This is a genomic window from Microbacterium sp. (assembly GCF_047607225.1).
GTDB lineage: Bacteria > Actinomycetota > Actinomycetes > Actinomycetales > Microbacteriaceae > Microbacterium.
Genome location: NZ_JASGDO010000015.1, coordinates 139,896 through 160,944, shown reverse-complemented (window position 1 = coordinate 160,944; position 21,049 = coordinate 139,896). Strand labels below are relative to the sequence as shown.

Below are 21,049 nucleotides of genomic sequence, written 5' to 3'. Positions count from 1 at the left end.
TGGGGCCGGCGACCCGACGCCGGCCCCACCCCATCGCAGGCGAGAATCCCATGCGCACCATCACCAAGATCTTCAACAACAACATCGTCAATGCCGTCGACGCCGACGGCGAGGACGTCATCCTCGTGGGAGCCGGCGTCGGCTACCTCACGAGCAAAGGCAAGCCGGTCGACGAGTCCCGCGTCGAGCGCGAGTTCCATCTCACCGGCGTCGGACGCAGCGGCGCGTTCCGCGTGCTGCTGGAGGTGCCCTATCCGGTGCTTCGCGCGACGACGCGCGTGTCGGAGCTGCTGTCCAAGACCTACGGCATCGAGCTCCCCTCCCCCGTGGAGGTGGGCCTCGCCGACCACATCGCGCAGTCCATCCGGCGTATCGACGACGGCATCCCGCTCTACAACTCCATGTTGTGGGAGACGAAGATGACCTACCCGAACGAGTTCGCGATCGCCCTCCACGCCCTCGACGTCATCCATGCGGAGCTCGGCCGCAAGCTCCCCCTCGACGAGGCCGGCTTCATCACGCTGCACCTCGTCAACGCCGGGCTCGTCGGCGATCCCGGCCGCGCGATGACCCTGGGGACGACCATCCGCGCGCTCATCGACATCGTCCGCGAAGACCTCGGCATCGAGGTCGACGGCTCGACGACCGCGAGCGCACGCTTTCTGACGCACATCAAGTTCGTCGTGCAGCGCTTGACCCGGCATCGCGTCCACCACGGCGCGGCCGACGAGTACTACGCCGCCCTCATCGCCGACAACGCGGACCTCTACGCCTGCGCGGAACGCATCGGCGCGTACCTGGACTCCGCGTTCGAGGCGGGAGTGACCGACGAAGAGAAGATCTACCTGCTCCTCCACCTGATCACGCTGCGCGACGAGCAGCGTCGCGACGTCTACACCGCACCACCCGCACCCGCAGCCGCACCCGCTCCCGCACCCGCACCCGCACCCGAGAAATGAGACAGTCATGACCGCCCTCATCGTCCAAGCCGACGACATCGCCATCACCCACGGCTCGACCCTCGGGATCCTCGACGCGATCTCCACCGGGATCGTCCGCGCCACCGGCATGTTCACCAACTGCCCGGATGCGGAGTTCGCCGCGCAGCGGCTCCGCGAGCTCGACGGCGTGGACGTCGGGATCGACCTGAACTTCGTGACAGGCGTTCCGCTCCTTCCCGCGGCCGAGGTGCCGGGACTCGTGACGCCCTCGGGGCGCTTCCGTTCGTCGGGCGAGATCCGTGAGGCACATCGCGTGGTGGGCGGCGACGCCGTGTACACCGAGTTCGCGGACGAGCCTTTCGACCCGGAGCAGACCGCTGCCGAGGCCGCCGCGCAGATCGAGCGGTTCTTCGAGCTCATGGGGCGGGCGCCCGCCTACGTGCACCACCACTCGCTCGTCTCGCCCGTCTCCGACGAGGTGGTCCGTCGCGCGGCGGACGACCTGGGGGTGCCGTTCGTCGACGATCTGTACCGCACGGGCGGTCTGCCGCTCCTGCCCAACGACTGGTACGCCAAGCCGTTTCCGCTCCCCGATCAGGCCCGCGCGGACGCGGTGGGGGCCATCGACAGGCTGCTGCCGACGATCCTCTCGCACGAGGCGAGCCTGCTGATCGTCCACCCCGGCTACGTCGACGCCGAGATCCTCGAGCTCAGCAGCTACTCGATCATCCGCGCGCGCGACCTGGAGCTGGTGACCTCGCCCGCCGTCCGGCGCCGCCTCGACGACGCCGGCGTGGAGATCATCCGCCTCACCGACGCGCTTCCCGCTTAGCGGCCGACCGGGGGCGCGTGCGCCGGTCGGTGGGGCGCGGTGGACTGGCGCGGGATGAGCGAGGGCAGAGCGACCAGCGTCTGCGTCGAACTCTCCCCGAGCAGGAGCTCCACGGCGTTGGCGGCGATCTGGTCGAACGGGGTGTGGACGGAGGTCAGCGGCACCGGCAGCTGCGCGACGAGCGGGATGTCGTTGTACCCGACGATCGAGAGCTCTTCACCGATACGGATGCCCAGGGAGTACGCGACGCTCAGCACCCCGACGGCGAGGTTGTCGTTGGCGGCGAAGATCGCGGTGGGCCGCGAGTCCCCCGCGAGCAGCTGGCGCCCGGCATCGATGCCGTGCTGCAGCCCGTACCCGACGGCGAGGATGCGCTCGTCGGCGAGCGCCACTCCCGCTTCGGCCGCGGCACGGGTCGCGCCCGCGCGACGATCGCGCCCGCTGGAGGTGAACCACGGGCCCGTGATGACACCGATGTCGCGATGACCGAGGTCGAGCAGGTGCCGGAGAGCGAGGTATCCGCCGGTTTCGTCGTCTCCGAGCGATGACGGACTCACGCGGTCGGTGCGCAGCGCCAGGACGTGCGGCACCCCGCGCGAGCGGAGCGAAGCGGGCAGCTCGTCGTCGAGACGCGCGGTGGCCAGGATCAGCCCGTCCACGCCGCGATCGAGCAGGGTCTCGGTGGCGCGGCGTTCCGCGTCGGGATCGTCGCCGCAGGTCGCGACGACCGCGAAGTAGCCGCGCTGGCGGGCGACGCGCTCGATCGCCTCGAACATCATCGCCATCACCGCGTCGGTCAGGCGGGGAACGAGGACCCCGATCGTGCCCGTCGCACCCCGGCGGAGGTTGGAGGCGAAGACGTTCCGGCGGTATCCCAGCTCGTCGGCGACGGCGCGCACGCGTTGCGCAGTCTCGGACTTCGACGGCGGCGTCCGTTCGTCGAGGATCCTGCTCACGGTGGAGATGCTCACCCCTGCCGCCTCGGCGACCTCTCGCAGGGTCACCGGCCCCCCGTCGCGATGGCGCGATCCCGGCCCCGCGTGCGGTGTGCTCATCGATGCGCCCTCCCCGTCGCCGCGCACAGTCTAGCCAGACCTCGAGTCGGCATCAGACCCCGCGAGCCTCGAAAGGGTTGACAGGAACTCATGTCCCCACGATACTTGCAAACGTTCATGCAAACGTTCCCGCCAACGTTCTCAGTTCGGTGGATCTCGACGAAGAGAAGGAGCCTCCCATGGTCCTCGACCTCCGCGGCCTCAACCCCGCCCCCGTCACCCCCTTCACGGAAGACGGTGACGTCGACTACGCAGCGATCCAGCGACTGGGATCCTGGCTCGGCTCGCTCGACGGCGTGAAGAGCCTCGTCGTGCTCGGTCACGCCGGCGAAGGCACCTTCCTCACCGAGGAGGAGCAGCTCGACGTCATCCGCGCCTTTCGCGACTCGGTCGACGACCGGTTGCCGATCATCGCCGGCATCACCAAGGAAGGGAACCTCACCGCCGCCAAGGAGGCCAAGGCTGCCGCCGACGCCGGAGCGAAGGGTGCGCTCGTCTACCCCTCGCACGGCTGGCTGCGCTTCGGTTTCCAGCCCGGCGCACCGCAGACCCGCTACCGCGCGATCTGGGAGGAGTCCGGCTTGGAGGAGATCCTGTTCCAGTACCCCGACAACACCAAGGCCTCCTACGACCTCGACACCCAGCTCGAGATCGCAGGGCAGGAGGGGGTCAACCACACCAAGAACGGCGTCCGCAACATGCGCCGGTGGTACACGGAGATCCCCGCCCTGCGAGCCGCCTACCCCGAACTGCAGATCCTGTCGTGCCACGACGAGTACCTGCTGCCGACGATGTTCGACGTGGACGGCCTGCTCGTCGGCTACGGCAACATCGCGCCGGAGTTGCTGATCGAGCTGATCGAGGCGGGGAAGGCGCGCGACTACGCCGCCGCCCACGCGATCCACGAGCGCCTGCTTCCCGTCACCAAGGCCGTGTATCACCGCGGATCGCACATGGAGGGCACGGTCGCCCTCAAGTGGGGACTCGTCAACCGCGGCATCCTCGACCACGCGACGGTGCGTACGCCGCTCCTGCCGCTGGAACCCGGAGCGGACGCCGAGATCGCCGCCGCCTTCGCCTCGGCCGAGCTCGGCACGGTGACCGTTTCGGCGTGATCCACCTCCGGGCGGGGGCGTGTCGCGGACGCCCCCGCCCGGAACTCGCGGTCCTCACCCTCGGAGCACCGCCCCTCAGTCAATGACGACGATGCGGCACCGCCGCCCTCCCACGAAGGAGAACCATGAGCACCGACCGCCCCTCCGCCACCCGACCGCCCGCCACGCCTGCCACTGGACACGGGCGCATCTCGACTGAGACAGTGAGGTCCATCGTCGAGTCCCGTCACACTCGTCGCTCCTTCTGGCGACAGCTCACTCTCATCGGCCCCGCTTTCGTCGCGGGCGCCTGGCAGTTCGGCCCCGGCAACCTGACCACGGCGATGAACGCCGGCGCGCTCTACGGCTACACCCTCATCTGGGTCATCATCGTCTCGACGATCCTCATGGTGTTCCTCACCGACATGAGCGTGCGGCTCGGGATACGGACTCCGGTGTCCCTCATCGCCTCCATCAAGGAGACCCTCGGGGGATGGGTCGGCGTGGTCGCCGGGTTCGGCGTCTTCCTCATCACCCTCTGCTTCTCGGTGGGCAACGCGGTCGGCTCGGGAGTCGGCCTGTCGATGCTGATCCCGGGCACCTCGCCCGTCATGTGGACCATCATCTGCTCCGCTGCCGTCGCCACGATCCTGCTCCTCAAGGGCATCTACCGCGTGGTCGAGAAGGTGCTCATCGTCATCGTCGCACTCATGGCCGTGTGCTTCATCGTCTCGGCCTTCGCCGCCAACCCGGACTGGGCCGCGGCCGGCGCCGGACTCATCCCGGTCGTGCCGGACGGTGCGTGGCTGCTGATCATCGGGCTCGTCGGCACGAACTTCTCCATCAACGCAGCCTTCTACGCCTCCTACGGCACCAAGGCCCGGCGCCGCACCGAGGCGGACTATCGCGACATCACGATCGTCGACACGATTCCCGGCATCATCGCACCGGGGATCATGACCGCCCTCGTGATCGTCGTCGCCGCGGCCGTGCTCCACGCGACGGGCACCGACGCCCCCGGGGCGTTCGGCGGGCTGGCGCGGATCTTCGAGCCCATCGCGGGCCCCGTCGGTGCATGGATCTTCGCCCTGGGGTTCTTCGGCGCCGCCTTCTCGTCGATGATCCCGAACTGCGTGGCCGGCGGAACGATGATCTCCGACGCTCTCGGGCGCGGCGGCTCCGCGGACACGACGACGGCTCGTCTCGGCAGCGCCTTCATCCTGGCCTTCGGCCTCGCGATCACGCTGGTCTTCTCGGGGTCGTCGCCGGTGGAGCTGATCGTCATCGCGCAGGCCCTGACCGTTCTGTTCGCCCCGATCCTGGCGGCGCTCATCCTCATCATGGCGAACAACCGTGCCCTCATGGGGAGCCTCCGCAATCGCTGGTGGCAGAACGTGATGGGGGTCATCGGACTCGTGTCGGTCGTCGCTCTCTCCATTCGGCTCGCCATCAGCCTCCTCACCTGACCCCACCCTGCGGGCGCCCCCGTTTCCGCAGCCCCCATCGAACGCCCCGCTCGGGTCCGCGTCTCCGACGTCCGGCCCGGTGCGGGGCGTCTCGGTCTGCGGGCGAAGTCGGCGTGGCGCAGCGGGGCATCGTGCGCTAACATCGTGAAAAATCGATTGCGCATGGTGCTCTCCCGTGCGCGTTCCCCGCACACCGTTGTGCCCGACAGACCCACGGATGCCCGATGACCGCCACCGTCGACCTGCTCTCCCTCATCGAACGCCCTCCGCCCCTCGGAGGGATGGGCTTTCGCAACCGCTCCGGTGTCACGGTGGCCATCTGGGCCGACGGCGATCCCACCGACGCGCTCGTCGGGCGCCGGATCGTCCACGCCCGCACGCTCCGTCTTCCGGCACCCACACCGCTGCAGACGCTCCGGGTGCGGCCCGGGCGCGGCTATCACAAGTGCGGCAGTGAGGATCAATGGGACGCGGTATCGGCGTTCCGCGTCCGGGCTCTCACCGGGGCCGGGTGGACGACGCTCCTCGATGTCACCGACCTGCCGATGCCCACGGGCGGATCGGCGCCGCCCGTGGAGTTCGATCTCGGCGGCGTGAAGACGGCGGCCGCGGTGATCGAGGTGCGCCGGAGCGCGCTCGATGGACCGTGGACGCCCTGGAACCTCGCCGACGACGCGTTCGAGCTGATCGGTGACGACCCGGTGGCGCCGACCCAGGGAGAGACACGGTTGCGGAACGGGGGCGTCGATCTGTCGGGCCTCCCCGACGGCGTCTCGGCCGAGGTCGATCGGGGTGAGGTGCGCTTTAGCACCGACCGTTACGCGGTCGGCTTCTCGCTCGGTCGCGCCGGATTCAGTTTCCTCGCCGTCGACGACGAGGGGCACGGCCGCGTCGAGCGCGATCTGCTCCTGCACCGTCCCGGCGTGAACCTGCAGGGAGTCATGCTGCATCCGGTCGGCGGCTCGTCGCTCGTCGGACCTGCCCTGCGCTGCCGGGTGGAGGGAGAGGTACGCGTGAAGGGCGCGACCGTCACGTACGACCTCACGATCCCCGATGCCGGCCAGCGCCTGCGGCTCGCCTGGACGATGACGCCCGAGGGACTGGAGCTCGAGGCGACCCGCACGTCCGGCCGCACCGTCGAGGCCTGGGAGAGCGCCGTGTGGCAGACCGCGTTCGACCCGGGTGCGGCCGCCACGACGACGCTCGGCACGGCGCGTCGCGTCGGCCGGACGGGCCTTGTCGACCTCCCGCTCCTCCTCCACGTGCCCGGCCACGGCTCGTTCCATCTCGTGAGCGACAGCGCCGATGCCGCGTGGCGCTCCGATGCCGATCGGGGCAACGGCTGGCTGCTGGGCGAGCTGAGGCTCGGCGAGGAGCCCACCGATCGCGGCACCGTCGTGCTGGCCGAGGGCACCTTCCACGCCCGGGTCTCGTGGCGCGTCACCGACACGGGCGTCGAGGCGCGCGCCGATGCTCCGGAGCAGATCGCGCGCGCGATCCGCCGCACCGCGCTGACGGGACTGTCGTATCGCGCCGACACGGGCACGTACAGCAACAACAGCGTCTCCATCCACTGCCCGATGAGCATGGACACCTGGTCGGCTCTGGCGATGCGCTGCGGCGAGGTCGCCCCGGGGATCGACACACGCACCATGCTGCGCGACTCGCTGGAGCGCTGGCTCGACGGCGGACCCGGCTATGCGAGCGGCACCCTTCGCGACGGGCCCCTGCTGCGCCCAGCGGAGGACGAGTACCTGATCTCGGGAGTGGGCACGCTGCTGGGGCTCGCCGAGTACCTCGAGGGATCGGACGACGCCGCCTGGGTCGACGCCTACCGCCCTCGCCTCCGCGCCCACCTCGATGCGCTCGCGGCGCGGGATCTCGACGGCGACGGCCTCATCGAGAGCCCCCACCGCCGCGGCGTCAGCGGCGAACACGACTGGAGCACCAACTGGTACGACGTCGTGTCGTTCGGATGGAAAGACGCCTACGTCAACGCCCTCCTCTTCCGCACGCTGCGCCTCCTCGCCGTCTCCCTGCCGCGGCTGGGGGCGGGCGACCTCGCCGAAGGACTGGCGGAATGGACGGCGCGGCTGCAACGCGCGTTCCTGCCGGCCTTCCACAACCCCGACACGGGGTGGATCGCCGGGTGGCGGTCGGCCGACGGCGCCCTCCACGACTATGCATTCCTGGCCGTCAATGCGATCGTGGCGACGAGCGGCGTGCTGCCGCCCGAGCGCGAGCGCGCCGTGATCGCCGCCCTCTGGGACGAGTACCAGCGCTGTGGCGCGCCCGATCCGCGCTGGGGGCTCCCCAACAACCTGTGGTCAATCCCCGATGCCGACCTCACCGCCCCCATGCAGGGCTTTCCCCACGGGTTCTACCTCAACGGCGCCCTCTCTCATTCGCAGTCGCGTCACTTCGTCGCTGCGCTGTTCCGTGTGGGGATGATCGCAGAGGCCGAGTCGCTCCTGACATCCCTATGCGAGACGCTCGCCGACGGGAGCGCGTTCGGCGGATCGCAGACCGGCGTGGACTGGCGGTACTGGGACGGAGCGACCTGCGGGTACGAGGGCCAACTCACCGAGCAGTTCGGCATCCTCGCCGTCGCCCTCGACCGCTACGGGAGCGACGTTCCCGAATCCCTGCGGACCGCGCGACCCTGACCCTCCGCCGGCGCCGGCGCTTTCCCTCCCGAAAGGACCTTCATGCTCGACCGACGTGACCGCGTGCTCGCCCGTGCCGCCCGGGCGGTGCGCGACGGCCTCCTCCCCGCGGTCCACCTCGACACCGTGCCCCTCAGCCTCGCCGTGTGGGCGACGACCGACCCCGTGCCCTTCCCCGTGGCGGCGCAGCAGGAGTACACGACCGCGCAGACGGGAGCTCCCTGGGGAGCACCGTGGAGCACGGCCTGGCTGCGGGTCTCGGGGCGCGTGCCGGACGAGTGGGGAGACGACCCCGAGCGTCGCACGGAACTCAGCATCGATCTCGGGTTCCTCGACTGGCGGCCCGGATTCCAGAGCGAGGCGCTCATCTGGACCGCCGACGGGCGCCCCGTCAAGGGCATCGAGCCCGCCCAGCGCGTGTTCGTGCTGCCCGAGGGCCCGGGCGAGGACCTCGTGTACTTCGTCGAAGCGGCGGCGAACCCCGATGTCGCCCAGCACTTCCGCTTCCTTCCCACTGCCCTGGGCGACCGCGCGACCGCCGGCGACGAGCCGCTCTACCGCTGGGGACCGATCGTGCTCGCCCGCCGACACCTTCCCACCACGGAGCTGCTGCGCGACCTGCAGGCCCTCAGCGGTCTCGTCGCCGAGGCGGGCGACGCCGACGCGCGCCGGGAGGAGATCCTGACGGCGATCGAGCGCGCCCTCGACCGGATCGACCCCGGCGACGTCGCCGGTTCTGCCGCGTCGGCGCGCGGCGAGCTCGCGGAGGTGCTCGCACGTCCGGCGCACGCCTCGGCGCACCGGATCCACGCCGTCGGACACGCGCACATCGACAGTGCGTGGCTCTGGCCGCTGCGGGAGACCCGACGCAAGGTCGCCCGCTCGTTCGCGAACGTGCTGGCCCTCATGGACGCCGACGCCGGGTTCTCGTTCGCCGCGACGTCGGCCCAGCAGTTCGCCTGGGTGAAGGAGGACTACCCGGACCTCTACGCGCGGGTCGCCGAACGAGTCGCCGAGGGACGGTTCATCCCGACCGGCGGCCAGTGGATCGAGCCGGACTGCAACCTGCCGAGCGGTGAGTCGCTCGCCCGTCAGCTGATCGAGGGCAAGCGGTTCTTCCTGGAGGAGTTCGGGGTGGAGACCGAGGATGTCTGGATCCCCGACTCCTTCGGCTACAGCGGCGGGCTGCCGCAGATCGCCGCGGCGGCGGGCGCCCGGTACTTCCTCACCCAGAAGATCTCGTGGAACGAGACCAACACGTTCCCCCACCACAGCTTCCTGTGGGAGGGCATCGACGGCACCCGGCTGTTCACGCACTTCCCCTCCGCCGACACGTATCACGCCGAGGTGTCGGCGTTCGATCTGCGCAAGGCGGAACGGCAGTTCGCCGACAAGGGCGCCACGAACATTTCGCTCCTTCCCTTCGGGTGGGGCGACGGCGGAGGCGGACCCACGGAGGAGATGCTCGCCTCGGTCGCTCGCTACGCCGACCTGGAGGGGAGCCCGCGCGTCATCCCGTCGACGCCGGCGCGCTTCTTCGACGAGGCGATGGCCGACCTCACCGACCCGCCCGTATGGGTGGGAGAGCTCTACCTCGAACGGCACCGCGGTGTCGCCACGACACAGATCGCCCTCAAGCGCGGCAACCGCACCGCCGAACGCCTCCTGCGGGAGGCCGAGCTGTGGGCGACCGTCGCCGCGGTGCGGGCGGGTGCGCACTACCCGCACGAGGCGCTGCGCCGGATCTGGCGCGAGGTGCTCCTGCTGCAGTTCCACGACATCCTGCCCGGATCGTCGATCACGTGGGTGCACCGCGAGGCGCAGGAGGCGTACGTCCGGATCGAGGCCGAGCTCGAAGAGATGATCGCCGCGGCGTTGCGCTCCGCGATCCCCGAGGATGCGCCTACGGACTCGTCGGTCTTCGCCGTCAACGCCTCGCCGCTGACCGAAGCGGGAGTCCCTGCCCTGGGCGGCGGTGCCCGGGTGTCGGACTCCGGGGCGCCTGCCGTCGTCGCCGGGGCCGTCGGAGACGGCGCAGCGATCGACAACGGACTGCTCCGGGTGGCCGTCTCCGCCGGCGGGGAGATCTCCTCGCTGATCGACCTCCGCGCCGCTCGCGAGCTGATTCCGTCCGGAGCCACGGCGGGGCGTCTGTGCCTCTTCCACGACACCCCCACGACGTGGGATGCGTGGGACCTCGATGCGCACTATCGCTCTCGTCCCGTGCCGCTGCGCCCCCAGGTGAACCTGACGATCATCGACGCCGATGCCGACACCGCAACCATCCGCGTGCATCGGAGCACCGACGCGTCGACGATCGCGATCGACTACACGCTCCGCCGCGGCGAGCCGCGGATGGAGATCGCGATCGACCTCGACTGGCACGAGGACCAGAAGGTGCTGAAGCTCTTCCTGCCGCTCGACGTGCACGCCGACGAGGCCTCCTTCGAGGTGGCATACGGCCACCTCCGCCGCGCGACCCACACCAACACCAGCTGGGAGGAGGCCCGATTCGAGGTCGTCGCCCACCGGTGGCTCCACGTCGGCGAGCCGGGATACGGAATCGCGCTCGCGAACGAGGCGACCTATGGGTACGACGTCACCCGGGAGACCTTCGCCGGCACTCCGGCCACCGTGGTGGGGATCTCTCTGGCTCGCGCGCCGCGGTATCCCGACCCGACGTCCGACCGCGGACGCCACCGCATGCGATTCTCGCTGCGGCCCGGGGCGGGAATTCCGGAGGCCGTCGCCGAGGGGTACCGCCTGAACGTGCCGCTCCGCGCGGTGTCGGGCGCCTCGGCGGAGCTGCTCGAACCCCTCGTGCAGGTGACGGCTCCGGGGGTGATGGTCGAAGCGCTCAAGCTCGCCGACGACGGCAGCGGCGATGTGATCGTGCGCCTGTACGAGGCGTGGGGCCGTCGCTCCCGCGGCGCGCTGACGACTGACCTCGCCCTCAGCCGCGTGGTCGAGACCGACCTGCTCGAACGCCCGGTCGACCCTCGCGTCGTTTGCGGCCAGGCCGACGCGACCGGGATCCCGCTGGAGTTCCGGCCGTTCCAGCTCGCTACGCTGCGTCTGGCCAGGAAGGATCTCGCATGATCGAGCTCATCTCCGCACAGGCGCGGGTGGTGCGGGTGCAGACGCGCCTTCCGTTCCGCTACGGGATCGCCGAGATGACCGTCGCGCCCCACACCGTTGTCGAAGTGACTCTCCGCATCGACGGGGCCGAACCGGTGACGGGCTGGGCATCGGAGCAACTGCCGCCCAAATGGTTCACCAAAGACCCGACGACGTCGTTCTCCGACGACCTCGAAGGCCTCGTCGGCGTCGTGCTCCATGCCCTCGCCGCTGCACGAGGGCTCCGCGGCGAGACCGCGTTCGACCTGTGGCACCACCTGGATACGCGACAGTCGGCGTGGGCATCGGCCGAGGGCGTGCCGGGGCTCCTTGCGGGCCTCGGGACGGCCCTCGTGGAGCGCGCCGTGATCGATGCGGTGTGCCGGGCCGTCGGCCGTCCGTTCGTCGAGTCGCTGCACGACGGCACGCTCGGGTTCTCGCCCGCCGACCTCCATCCCGAGTTGGCCGGCACGCACTGGAGGGCGCACCTTCCCGGCGCCCCCGCACCGCGCCTCGCGGTGCGCCACACCGTGGGCTTCGCCGACGCCCTCAGCGACGCGGAGTGCGTCAATCCCCCGCAGGATGGCCTTCCGGTGAGCCTGGAGGCCGTCCTGCGCGAGACGGGGGTGCGGTTCCTCAAGATCAAGACCGCAGGAGACCCTGCCGCCGATCGCGTGCGTCTGGCGGGCATCTTCCAAGTGTGCGATGCCGCCGGCGTCACTCCGCAGCTCACGATCGACGGCAACGAGTCGATGCGCGACGGTGCGCACCTGGAGCGCTGGATCGGCGAGCTCCGATCGGACCCCGAGGTCGGTCCGCGCCTGCGCGAAAGCCTCATCGCCGTGGAACAGCCGGTGCACCGCGATGTCGCCCTCGACCCGGCCCTGACGGGCACGCTCGCCCGCCTCGCCGCCGACGGCATCGCGGTGATCATTGACGAGTCCGACTCCGACGTGGGCGCCGTGCGGCGAGCGCTCGATCTCGGGTACGCCGGGGGCACATACAAGGGCTGCAAGGGCGTGTTCCGCGGTCTCGCCAACGCCGTGCTCACGGCCCACCGGACGGCGGACGACGGGCGCACGCGGCTCATGACCGCCGAAGACCTCTCGACGCTGCCGCCGCTCACGGTGTCGCACGACCTCGTCGTGGCCTCGGCGATGGGCCTCACACATCTGGAGCGCAACGGCCACCACTACTTCGGACGGCTCGCCCCGCTCGGTGCGACCATCGTCGACGAGGCCCTGGCTTATCATCCCGACCTCTACCGCGCCGACGACAGAGTGGGCGCGCGACTGCGGATCGACGGTGGAGACGTGACCTTTGCGAGCGCCCTCGCGGCACCGTTCGGGTTCTCCCCCACCCTCGATATCGGCGACCTGCCGGAATTGACGCTCGAGACGGCACGCGCCCTCATCTGATGGTGACCATGTCGGCGGACGATGGCATCGCGTCCGCCGAGTTCGGCCGCCGACGACCCGGCGGTCACATTCTCGCCGGTTCGCGCGACGGGCGCCGCGGGAGTACGGTTCCCTCATGATCCCGGTCGAGAACCTCGTTTCTTTCGCCGTGGCGTCGATCGTGATCATCGTGATTCCCGGCCCCAGCGTGCTGTTCGTCATCGGACGCTCGATCGCATTGGGGCGGCGCGCCGGAGTGCTCAGCGTCGTCGGCAACGCGCTCGGCACGGTGCCGGCGGTCGTCGCGGTGGCGTTCGGCGTCGGGGCCATCGTCGCCTCGTCGGTCGTGGCGTTCACCGTCATCAAGATCGTCGGCGCGCTCTACCTCGTCTATCTGGGAATCCAGGCGATCCGGCACCGTCGCGCGCACGCGACGGGAGCCGAACCCGTACCCACGTCGTCCTGGCGACTCCTTGGTCAGGGCTTCATCGTGGGTCTCACCAACCCCAAGACCATCGCGTTCTTCGTCGCGGTGCTTCCGCAGTTCGTCGCGCCGTCGGCGGGAATGGTGTGGGCGCAACTGCTGCTGCTCGGCATCGTCTTCCAACTGCTCGCGCTCATCTGCGACAGCGTCTGGGCGCTGGCCGCAGGCACGGCACGGCTGTGGTTCGCCCGGTCGCCGCGACGCACCTCGACGCTCGCCGGCGCAGGGGGCGTGATGATGATCGGCCTGGGCGGCACGCTCGCCCTCACCGGCTCCAAGAGCTGACGCCGCCCGCTGGACGACGAACCCCCTATATCGAGGGGTTGTGACCTCTCATATGCCGGTCGGCTCCGCGTGCCCGCCATCGAGCGTCTACCGTGAGAAAGATCGTATCCCTCACCCGAAAGGAACCCCGTGCGATTCTTCGACACCATCACCCCCATCTCCGCCACCGAGTACCACGGTTTCTGGGGATCCTTCGGCGACCTGATCTGGTGGTTCCTCACGGTCTTCCTCTTCATCAGCTACTTCTTCGTGCTGTTCGCCGTCATCGGCGACCTGTTCCGCGACCGCAAGCTCAACGGTTGGGGCAAGGCGATCTGGATCGTCTTCCTGCTCTTCTTCCCCATCGTCACGGCGCTCGTGTACCTGATCGCCCGCGGTCGCGGAATGGGAGAGCGTAGCCAGGCCCAGGCGGCGAAGATCCAGGAGGCACAGGCCGACTACATCGCGTCCGTCGCCGGTCGCGCAGCGAGTCCCGCCGAGGAGATCGCCAAGGCGAAGGCGCTGCTGGAGGCCGGTACGATCTCGGCGTCCGAGTTCGAAAGCCTGAAGGCCAAAGCCCTCGCCTGATCCGGCGCCCCGACCGGGTATCAACCGCCGGAGGTCCGGTCGGCGCTCTCGGCGCGTGAGCCGTCCTCGGCCAAGACGAGCCGGCGCGGCCCGGAAGCATCCTCGATCAGCACGGACACCGCCGCTCCCCGACGAGGCGGCAGGCATCGGATGGTGATGTGCCCCTCTCCGACGTCGGCGATCGCCTCGGTGATCGCCGACGCGAGGGGCGCCCCGATCACTGGCCTCGGGTCGTCGGGCTCGCCGATCAGGACGACCGCGACCCCTCTCCTGCGGGCGGCATCCACCCCGTGCTCGACGGCGCTCTGGCGCAGGCGGGCGACGCGGATGCGATCACGGATCGCGGCCTCCACCAGCTCCAGCTCGGGGCGGAGGCGTTCCGAAGGGGTCGTCCCTTCGGCGATCGTCACCAGCAGGGGCGATGCGAGATCGGTGATCCCTGTCAGCTCCCGCTCGTTCGCCGACAAGCTCTCGCGGGCGATGTCGGCCTCGAGTGCGGCCCGGGCGGCAGCGGCCCGGAAACGCGCCTCGCGCGCGCCGAGGTAGCGGAGGGCGACCGACCAGACGACGCCGGTGCACACCGCCATCGTCGGCACCGTCAAGAGCGCGACCACCGCACTGGCCGGCGCGTGAGCGATCAGCCCGGCACCCACGCCGATCGCCAGCAGCGCGACGCTCGACGCCAGTCCCGTTCGTGGATTGCCGCGCACGATCAGGAGACCGGTCAGGTACGACGAGAAGCTGAACATCCATACCTCGCCGGGAACCCCGACGGCTCCGAGCATCAGCGCCGCCGAGGTGAGCGCGCACGCGGCGACGAGGAGAGCGCGCCGGGGCGACAGCGCATCGCCGCCTCGCGTGGTCAGGACGATCACCCCGGCCAGCACCACGAGGAACGCGAGGACCATCGTCGGCACGATCGGCACCAGCGAGCCGTCCATCACACCGTTCACGACGAACAGCGCGCCCGTGGACACGATCGCCGCGCGAGCGGAGCGTGACCCGATCCCCGCTCCCCGCGGGCGCGGGCGCGTCACGCCGACCATGCGAGCCTCACCTCCGTCCCCTCGCTCGGCGCGCTCTGGACGAGGGCGGAGCCCCCCACCGAGCGCATCCGGGAGATGATCGAGTCCCGAAGGCCCAGCCGCTCGCGCGCGACCGCATCCGGGTCGAACCCGACGCCCGTGTCGACGACCGTCACCACGACGGCCCCGGCGCGGATAACGATGGTCGTCGTCCGGGTCGCCCCCGACCCCGCGTGCCGCACGCTGTTGCGCAGCGCCTCGGTCGACGCGTCCGACAATGCCGCCGCCGCCCCCATCGGCAGATCGCTGTCGTCCACGTCCACCTCGATGCGGCACCGCACGTCGACGGCGCGCAGGCGGCGGCGCAGATCCCGGGAGAACTCGTGAGCCGTGACGCTGCCCCACGGCTCCTCGAGAAGCGCATCGCGCGGCCCCCGGGTGAGGAGCACGGCGCGGGAGGCCGCCTGCTGCAGCTCCGCCGGCGGGAGCCCCGGCAGGGTGAGCGCCGCCGTCAGGACCGAGAGCACATGATCGTGCACGATGCGGGAGAGCTGCCGCTGGCGGGCGACCTCGGCGCTCACCCGCCGCTCCCGCTCCCGCTCGCGCATCGCCGCGGTCTCGCTGCGCCGCGCGTGGAGGACCTGCGTGCGAATCCCCTGGAAGACGGCAAGGAACCCCACGTACGTGAGATGCAACGGGATGAGCTCCACCGCCATATCGGGAACGAACCCGAGGAACAGCAGCCCCGAGAGGAGCGGCAGCATCGTCACGATCACCACGCCGACGACGGCGCCCCACGGGCTCACCCACAGGAGCAGTGTGCTCGCGCCCACGGCGTCGAGCGTCTGCGGCCACGACACCATCGTGTGCGCGCTCTCGCCGCTGTAGCCGGCGAAGGCCGTCAGCTGCACCGCCGCGTTGCCGATGGGCAGGGCGAGCCAGCCCGCACGCAGGAGCGCGAAGGGGAGGACCCACCCCGCCACGGCGAGAGTGAGCAGAAGGACGACCTGCACAGCGCCGAGCAGATGCCACCATGTCGGGTGGTCGCCGCCCGGGGCGTGCACGATGGCGGGGACGGTCCGCCCCACCAACAGCACCGTTCCGCCGATGGCCATCAGCCAGCCGACGAGGCGATCGGTCCGCTGCTCGTCCGACTCGGTCAGGAGCTGCGCATCTGCGTCTCTCACGTGCGCGGCAAGATGCCGTCCTCCACGGCACGGTGATAGAGGTCGATCTTGCTGGGCGCCGACCGATCGAGGGCCGCGTACTTCGCACGGATGCGACGGATGTGATCGAGCACGGTCTGCCGGGAGACGAACAGCGCCTGCGCCACCTGCTCGGCCGTCTCGCCCGAGGCATACCGGGAGAGCACCTGCGCCTCGCGCTGGGTGAGCTGAACCGAGACGAACTCCTCGTCGGTGTCGATCGCGGCCGCCCAGTCGGTGGTAGCCGCGACCTCCCCCCGCAAGATGGCGACGATCGCCGCGACGAGGCGATGAGGCAGCTCCGACTTCCGGATCATGCCCATGGCACCCGCGCGCCCCGCCTCGCGGATGAGGTGGGGCTGGTCGCCGGTGGTGTAGACGAGCACGGGGATGCCTCGCTCGGTGAGCGCCCGCACATTGGCACCGGGCCGCGACCCATCGCCGAGCGAGAGGTCGAGGAGCACGAGGTCGAGATCGGAACCACCGCTCAGCAGCTCGGTGACGGTGGCGCCAATGCCGTTGACGATCAGGCTCGGCTGCGCGTTGATGACCCCCGCGACCCCGAGGACGATGGCCGGATGGTCATCAACGATTCCGATTCGCCGACGCATCGACCTTCCTCCTCTTCCAGGCTCCTGTCGATCAGAATACGGGTGCGCTCCCCGCGCGCCGCGGAGGATCGCACAGCCGATTTGCGCGATCGCCCGGCACCCGATCGCACGCCCGTCCCCTACTGCTGGTGGATGCGCCGACGCTCCACCGCCGTGAGACCCCTACATGCAGGGGACGTGACGTTTTCGAGTCGTGATCGTGCGACAGAGGTGGGATGCTCCTGACGGGCGCGGAAATCCTCACGTCCGCCCGCGGGGTCCCGCCCGCTGCAGCACCCGAAGTCGGAGATCGGCGATGACCCAGACACCCGCGGCCCACCTCACGACCGACGACCCGCCGGCGTCCGCCTTCATGAAGCTGCTCGTGGTCATCATGCTGTTCCTCAGCTACATGCTGTTCGCCGTGGCGTGGAACTGGGGCGATCTCTACGTCCGCAGTCTCGGCTTCAGCGCCTCGCGCACCGCACTGATGACAAACGCCATCACGATCGCGCAGGTGGTCGGCAGCTTCTTCGCCGCCAACGTGATGCTGCGCGTCGGCCCCCGGAGGGCGTTCACCCTCGCCTCGGCGCTCATCATCTTCGGCGGGATCGTCGCCCTGACCGACGCCTTCCCCCTCGTCTTCTTCATCCGTTTCGTGATGGGGCTCGGCGGTGCGCTCATGGTCGTGCTCGGCTCCGGCATCCTCGCCCGCCTCCTCACCGGCACCGCACTGCAGGTCGCCAACGGGATCAACTCGGTGGCGTTCAACACCGGCCTCGCCGTGGCACTCACCTTCGGCATGCAGATGAACGACGATCCGGCCTTCGCCGTCGCCCTCGCCGCCGGTCTGTCCGCGACGATCCTGATCCTCTGGCTCGTCATCTCTCGATCCGGCCTCCGCGGGATGGCGCCGGTGAAGGCGGTCGACCGCTCGTACACCATGCGCGACGGGTTCAGGGAGTGGTTCAACTGGGTGTACGCGCTCGCCTACACCGGCCTGCTGTCGTACTACATCGTCGCGTTCACCTTCATGAACGCGGGCACGGTGCGGTGGGTCGTCTACGCCGGCATCGTCGGCGCGCTTTCGGGGACGGTGGTCTCGGCGCGGGTGGCCGAGCGCCGGAAGCCGCTGATCGTCGTGATCTGCGCCGCCCTGCAGCTGATCGCCGCAGCCCTGGTGCTCGCGATGAGCGGGCACCGGCTCGAGATCCTCATCGGCGTGATCCTCGGCCTCGTCATCTTCTTCCCGATGCCGTTCTTCGTCCAGACCGCCTTCATCCGCCCGGAGATCACTCCCCGCCAGATCGCCGTGACCTTCTCGATCTTCTGGGCGGTCAGCTACGCCGGCTCGGTCGTCATCATCCAGATCTTCGCCTGGATCGCCGACGCGACGGGCGGGCTCGGCCCCGACAACGTGCCGGTGTCGGTGGCACCCATGATCTTCATCGTCGCGATCGAGGCGACGTTCCTCATCGGGACGTTCCTGATCTGGCGGTGGTTCGCCCGCCAATGGGCGGCACGTCCGGTGACGAGCGCCCCGTGAGCCTGCATCCCGCCTTCCAGGAGTACCTCGACTGGCTGAACCCGCTCGTCGAGGAGGCCGCACGCAACGGGACCCAGGCGACTCCCGAGTCCGCGCGCGCGGCGCTGGCCTCTCTCAACCAGTACGCACTGCCGAGCGAGCCGGTGCAGGAGATCCTCGACACGTCGGTCCGCACCGAGCGCTCCACGACTCCGGTGCGCGTCTACGTTCCCCGCCCCGAGGAGCCGAGCGACATCGTGCTCTTCGTCCACGGGGGCGGCCACGTGGCCGGCGATCTCGACGTCTACGATCACCAGGCCCGGCGCACGGCGGTCGCCTCAGGCATGGTCGTGGTCTCCGTCGACTACCGACGGGCGCCCGAGGCGCCGTTCCCGACGGGCCTCGAAGACGTCATCGACGTGCTGACCCACGTCGACGAGGCCACCCTGGGCGTCGCCACGACCGGGCGCGTGCATGCCGTCGCCGATTCCGGCGGGGGCGCGATGGTCGCCTCGATCGCCCAGCGCGCCGCCGCCGGCACCCTCGAGTCGCCGGTCGAACGCCAGGTTCTCCTGTATCCCAGTCTCGACTACACGATGAGCGGCGAGAGCATCCGCGAGTTCGGCAGCGGCTACTTCCTGTCGGCCGAGCGGGTCGCCTGGTACTTCGAACAGTACTTTCCCGCGGGATCCGACCGTGCGGCGGCCTCGCCCATGCTAGGCCCGTTCTCTTCGCGGATGCCGAAGACCCTCGTCATCGCGGCCGAGTACGACCCGCTGCTGTCGGAGGCGCGCACGTATGTCGAGCGCGTCCGTGCGGCGGATGCCGCCGCCGATCTGCTCGTCGCGCCCGGCATGATCCATGCCTTCGCGTTCTTCGAGGCGATGATCCCCGACGTCTCCGATCAGCTGTACCGGATCGTCGGAGACTTTCTCGCTCGCGGATCCGTACCGACCACATGGCCGGAAACGCAATGAGGACGGCGGGAATCCACGAAGGCGGTCGCGACGTCGGCGGCGCGTCGATCTCATCCATCGGCGGCATCTTGTGCTGCGACGCTTCATACCCGGAACGACGAACCGTCTCTTCCGGGACTCGACACGACAGGCTGGTGTCCTCTTGATCCGCTTCCTGATCCGGCTCAGCATTTCGATCGCATCTTCGGCCCTCGGCCTGCTGGTCGCCGCGCTCGTGGTCGTGGGCTTCCGCCTTGAGCTTGGCGGGTTCCTCGTTGCCGTGATCGTCTTCGCGATCGCACAGTCGGTGCTGACGCCGTTCGCGTTCAACCTGGCGCGCAAGAACGCGACCGCGCTGCTCGGAGGCATCGGCCTCATCTCCACTCTCCTTGCTCTCCTCATCGCCTCCCTCTTTCCGGGCGGTATCCGAGTGACCGGCGTCACGGCGTGGATCGTCGGTGCTCTGGTCGTCTGGCTCGTCAATGCTCTGGGGGGATGGCTGCTCGCTGCCCTGTTCCTGAAGAAGCGCGTCGTCACGAAGCGATGACGCCGAGACGAGAGGCGAGCTGACGCCGAGCGTCGCCTCACGACCGCATCAGAGCGCGGCGAGGGGAGAGTCCGCGCTCGCCCCTCACCGCGCTCTGTCGGCGCTGGGCAAGATGATCGGTCGTGCGTCAATGAGCAACGGATTGCGCACCTCGATGCGGCATCTGTGAACAAACGGTTGCGCGCCTGTCGTTCCCTGTGATTTGATTCCCCCAGAACGAAAGGTGAGCAGTGACGCTCCAGCAGTCCGACAGCGCGGCCGAGGCCGCCCGGCAGATCATCGCCCGGGGCGCCGTGATCCCGGCGCACCCCCTCGCGCTCACGGCCGACCGGCGCATCGACGAGCGCCGCCAACGCGCCCTCAGCCGCTACTACCTCGACGCCGGAGTCGGCGGGCTCGCGGTCGGCGTGCACACGACCCAGTTCGGTATCCGCGCCGCGGGCCTCTTCCCCGACGTGCTCCGCCTCGCCGCCGAAGAGGCGGCGACCTGGGCCGACCGGCCCGTCGCGCTGGTGGCCGGTGTCATCGGCGACACGCGACAGGCCGTGGCCGAAGCGGAGCTCGCGCTCTCGACCGGGTACCACGCGGTGCTTCTCAACATCGCGTCGTGGCGCGGCGCGAACGAGGCGGACATCCTCGCCCACTGCCGTGCCGTGGCGGAGGTGGTGCCGGTGATCGGCTTCGCGCTCCTCCCCGAGGTCGGCGGAATGCACCTGAGCTACGACTTCTGGCGAGGGTTCGCCGAGATCGAGGGGGTGATCGCGATCAAGATGGCACCGTTCAACCGCTACCGGACGATCGACATCGTCCGCGCCGTGGTCGACGCCCGCGCCGAAGACCGCATCGCCCTGTACACCGGCAACGACGACCACATCGTGCTCGACCTGCTGCAGCCGTTCGCGATCCGTCGCGACGACGAGACCGTGACGGTTCGGATCGTCGGCGGCCTCCTCGGCCACTGGAGCGTCTGGACGCGCCGGGCCGCGGAGCTGTTCGACGAGCTGCGGACCACCGCTCGCGACGACAGCGTACCCTCCCGCCTCCTCGCCCTCGACAGCCAGGTGACCGACGCGAACCGCGCGGTCTACGACGCCGTCCACGACTTCGCAGGATGCATCCCGGGCGTGCACGAGGTGCTCCGCCGCCAGGGACTCCTCGAGGGCGTGTGGTGCCTCGACGAGAACGAGACCCTCTCCCCCGGACAAGCCGACGACATCACCCGCGTACAGGCGTCCTACCCGCACCTGACCGACGACGACTTCGTCGCCGCGCACCGAGACGCGTGGCTGACGTGACC

The 21,049-nt window shown here is 70.0% G+C and carries 17 protein-coding genes; 13 read left to right on the top strand and 4 right to left on the bottom strand.

Annotated elements, in window-relative coordinates; genetic code table 11:
- Window positions 1-50: 50 nt before the first annotated feature.
- Window positions 51-959 carry a PRD domain-containing protein gene (locus QM591_RS02675; protein WP_415129334.1) on the top strand — a complete coding sequence of 303 codons (909 nt, stop codon included), beginning with the start codon at window positions 51-53 and terminating at the stop codon, window positions 957-959.
- A gap of 7 nt (window positions 960-966) precedes the next feature.
- Complete coding sequence (locus tag QM591_RS02670) at window positions 967-1,773, top strand: ChbG/HpnK family deacetylase (RefSeq protein ID WP_415129332.1); 807 nt, start codon at window positions 967-969, stop codon at window positions 1,771-1,773.
- On the opposite strand, the gene QM591_RS02665 is transcribed toward QM591_RS02670, so the two are convergent.
- Window positions 1,770-2,828 (bottom strand): LacI family DNA-binding transcriptional regulator, encoded by a 1,059-nt coding sequence (locus tag QM591_RS02665; protein ID WP_415129330.1) that lies wholly within the window; start codon window positions 2,826-2,828, stop codon window positions 1,770-1,772. The two genes, QM591_RS02670 and QM591_RS02665, sit on opposite strands and share 4 nt — an antisense overlap.
- A 179-nt stretch (window positions 2,829-3,007) precedes the next feature.
- Here QM591_RS02665 and QM591_RS02660 point away from each other — a divergent pair, with 179 nt between their 5' ends.
- The 7 genes from QM591_RS02660 (at window position 3,008) to QM591_RS02630 (ending at window position 13,904) form a co-directional block, all read left to right on the top strand.
- Window positions 3,008-3,943 carry a dihydrodipicolinate synthase family protein gene (locus tag QM591_RS02660; RefSeq protein WP_415129328.1) on the top strand — a complete coding sequence of 312 codons (936 nt, stop codon included), beginning with the start codon at window positions 3,008-3,010 and terminating at the stop codon, window positions 3,941-3,943.
- 203 nt (window positions 3,944-4,146) lie between these two features.
- Window positions 4,147-5,388: an Nramp family divalent metal transporter gene (locus tag QM591_RS02655; RefSeq protein ID WP_415129326.1), complete on the top strand. Its 1,242-nt coding sequence runs from the start codon at window positions 4,147-4,149 to the stop codon at window positions 5,386-5,388.
- Window positions 5,389-5,612: 224 nt separating this feature from the next.
- Window positions 5,613-8,054, top strand: a complete 2,442-nt coding sequence (locus tag QM591_RS02650) for a hypothetical protein (protein WP_415129324.1) — start codon at window positions 5,613-5,615, stop codon at window positions 8,052-8,054.
- A 42-nt stretch (window positions 8,055-8,096) separates the two neighbouring features.
- The gene (locus tag QM591_RS02645; RefSeq protein ID WP_415129322.1) at window positions 8,097-11,153 is read left to right on the top strand and encodes an alpha-mannosidase; all 3,057 of its coding nucleotides are present in this window, start codon (window positions 8,097-8,099) and stop codon (window positions 11,151-11,153) included.
- A complete protein-coding gene (locus QM591_RS02640; protein WP_415129320.1) occupies window positions 11,150-12,589 on the top strand; it encodes a hypothetical protein in 1,440 nt (479 codons plus the stop codon). Before QM591_RS02645 ends, QM591_RS02640 begins: the two co-directional genes overlap by 4 nt.
- Window positions 12,590-12,704: 115 nt before the next feature.
- Window positions 12,705-13,337 (top strand): LysE family translocator, encoded by a 633-nt coding sequence (locus tag QM591_RS02635; protein ID WP_415129318.1) that lies wholly within the window; start codon window positions 12,705-12,707, stop codon window positions 13,335-13,337.
- Window positions 13,338-13,466: 129 nt separating this feature from the next.
- Entirely contained in the window at window positions 13,467-13,904 is a 438-nt protein-coding gene (locus QM591_RS02630; RefSeq protein WP_415129316.1) for a PLDc N-terminal domain-containing protein, read from the top strand.
- A 20-nt stretch (window positions 13,905-13,924) separates the two neighbouring features.
- Here the strand turns inward: QM591_RS02630 and QM591_RS02625 are convergent, their stop codons facing one another.
- Genes QM591_RS02625 through QM591_RS02615 form a run of 3 tightly spaced genes read right to left on the bottom strand, consistent with a single transcriptional unit; the run spans window position 13,925 to window position 16,745 of the window.
- Window positions 13,925-14,941, bottom strand: a complete 1,017-nt coding sequence (locus tag QM591_RS02625; protein WP_415129314.1) for a hypothetical protein — start codon at window positions 14,939-14,941, stop codon at window positions 13,925-13,927.
- Window positions 14,938-16,116, bottom strand: a complete 1,179-nt coding sequence (locus tag QM591_RS02620; protein WP_415129312.1) for an ATP-binding protein — start codon at window positions 16,114-16,116, stop codon at window positions 14,938-14,940. The genes QM591_RS02625 and QM591_RS02620 overlap by 4 nt, the downstream gene beginning before the upstream one ends.
- Complete coding sequence (locus QM591_RS02615) at window positions 16,113-16,745, bottom strand: LuxR C-terminal-related transcriptional regulator (RefSeq protein ID WP_415129310.1); 633 nt, start codon at window positions 16,743-16,745, stop codon at window positions 16,113-16,115. Before QM591_RS02615 ends, QM591_RS02620 begins: the two co-directional genes overlap by 4 nt.
- A 295-nt stretch (window positions 16,746-17,040) precedes the next feature.
- Here QM591_RS02615 and QM591_RS02610 point away from each other — a divergent pair, with 295 nt between their 5' ends.
- The 4 genes from QM591_RS02610 to QM591_RS02595 all read left to right on the top strand — a co-directional run bounded on the left by QM591_RS02610 (window position 17,041) and on the right by QM591_RS02595 (window position 21,047).
- Window positions 17,041-18,270, top strand: coding sequence for an MFS transporter (locus QM591_RS02610; protein WP_415129308.1), 1,230 nt, complete (start codon window positions 17,041-17,043; stop codon window positions 18,268-18,270).
- Window positions 18,267-19,226 (top strand): alpha/beta hydrolase, encoded by a 960-nt coding sequence (locus QM591_RS02605; RefSeq protein WP_415129306.1) that lies wholly within the window; start codon window positions 18,267-18,269, stop codon window positions 19,224-19,226. Before QM591_RS02610 ends, QM591_RS02605 begins: the two co-directional genes overlap by 4 nt.
- 142 nt (window positions 19,227-19,368) lie before the next feature.
- Complete coding sequence (locus tag QM591_RS02600; RefSeq protein WP_415129304.1) at window positions 19,369-19,752, top strand: phage holin family protein; 384 nt, start codon at window positions 19,369-19,371, stop codon at window positions 19,750-19,752.
- A gap of 230 nt (window positions 19,753-19,982) precedes the next feature.
- Window positions 19,983-21,047, top strand: a complete 1,065-nt coding sequence (locus tag QM591_RS02595) for a dihydrodipicolinate synthase family protein (RefSeq protein WP_415129302.1) — start codon at window positions 19,983-19,985, stop codon at window positions 21,045-21,047.
- The last annotated feature ends 2 nt before the right edge of the window (window positions 21,048-21,049 follow it).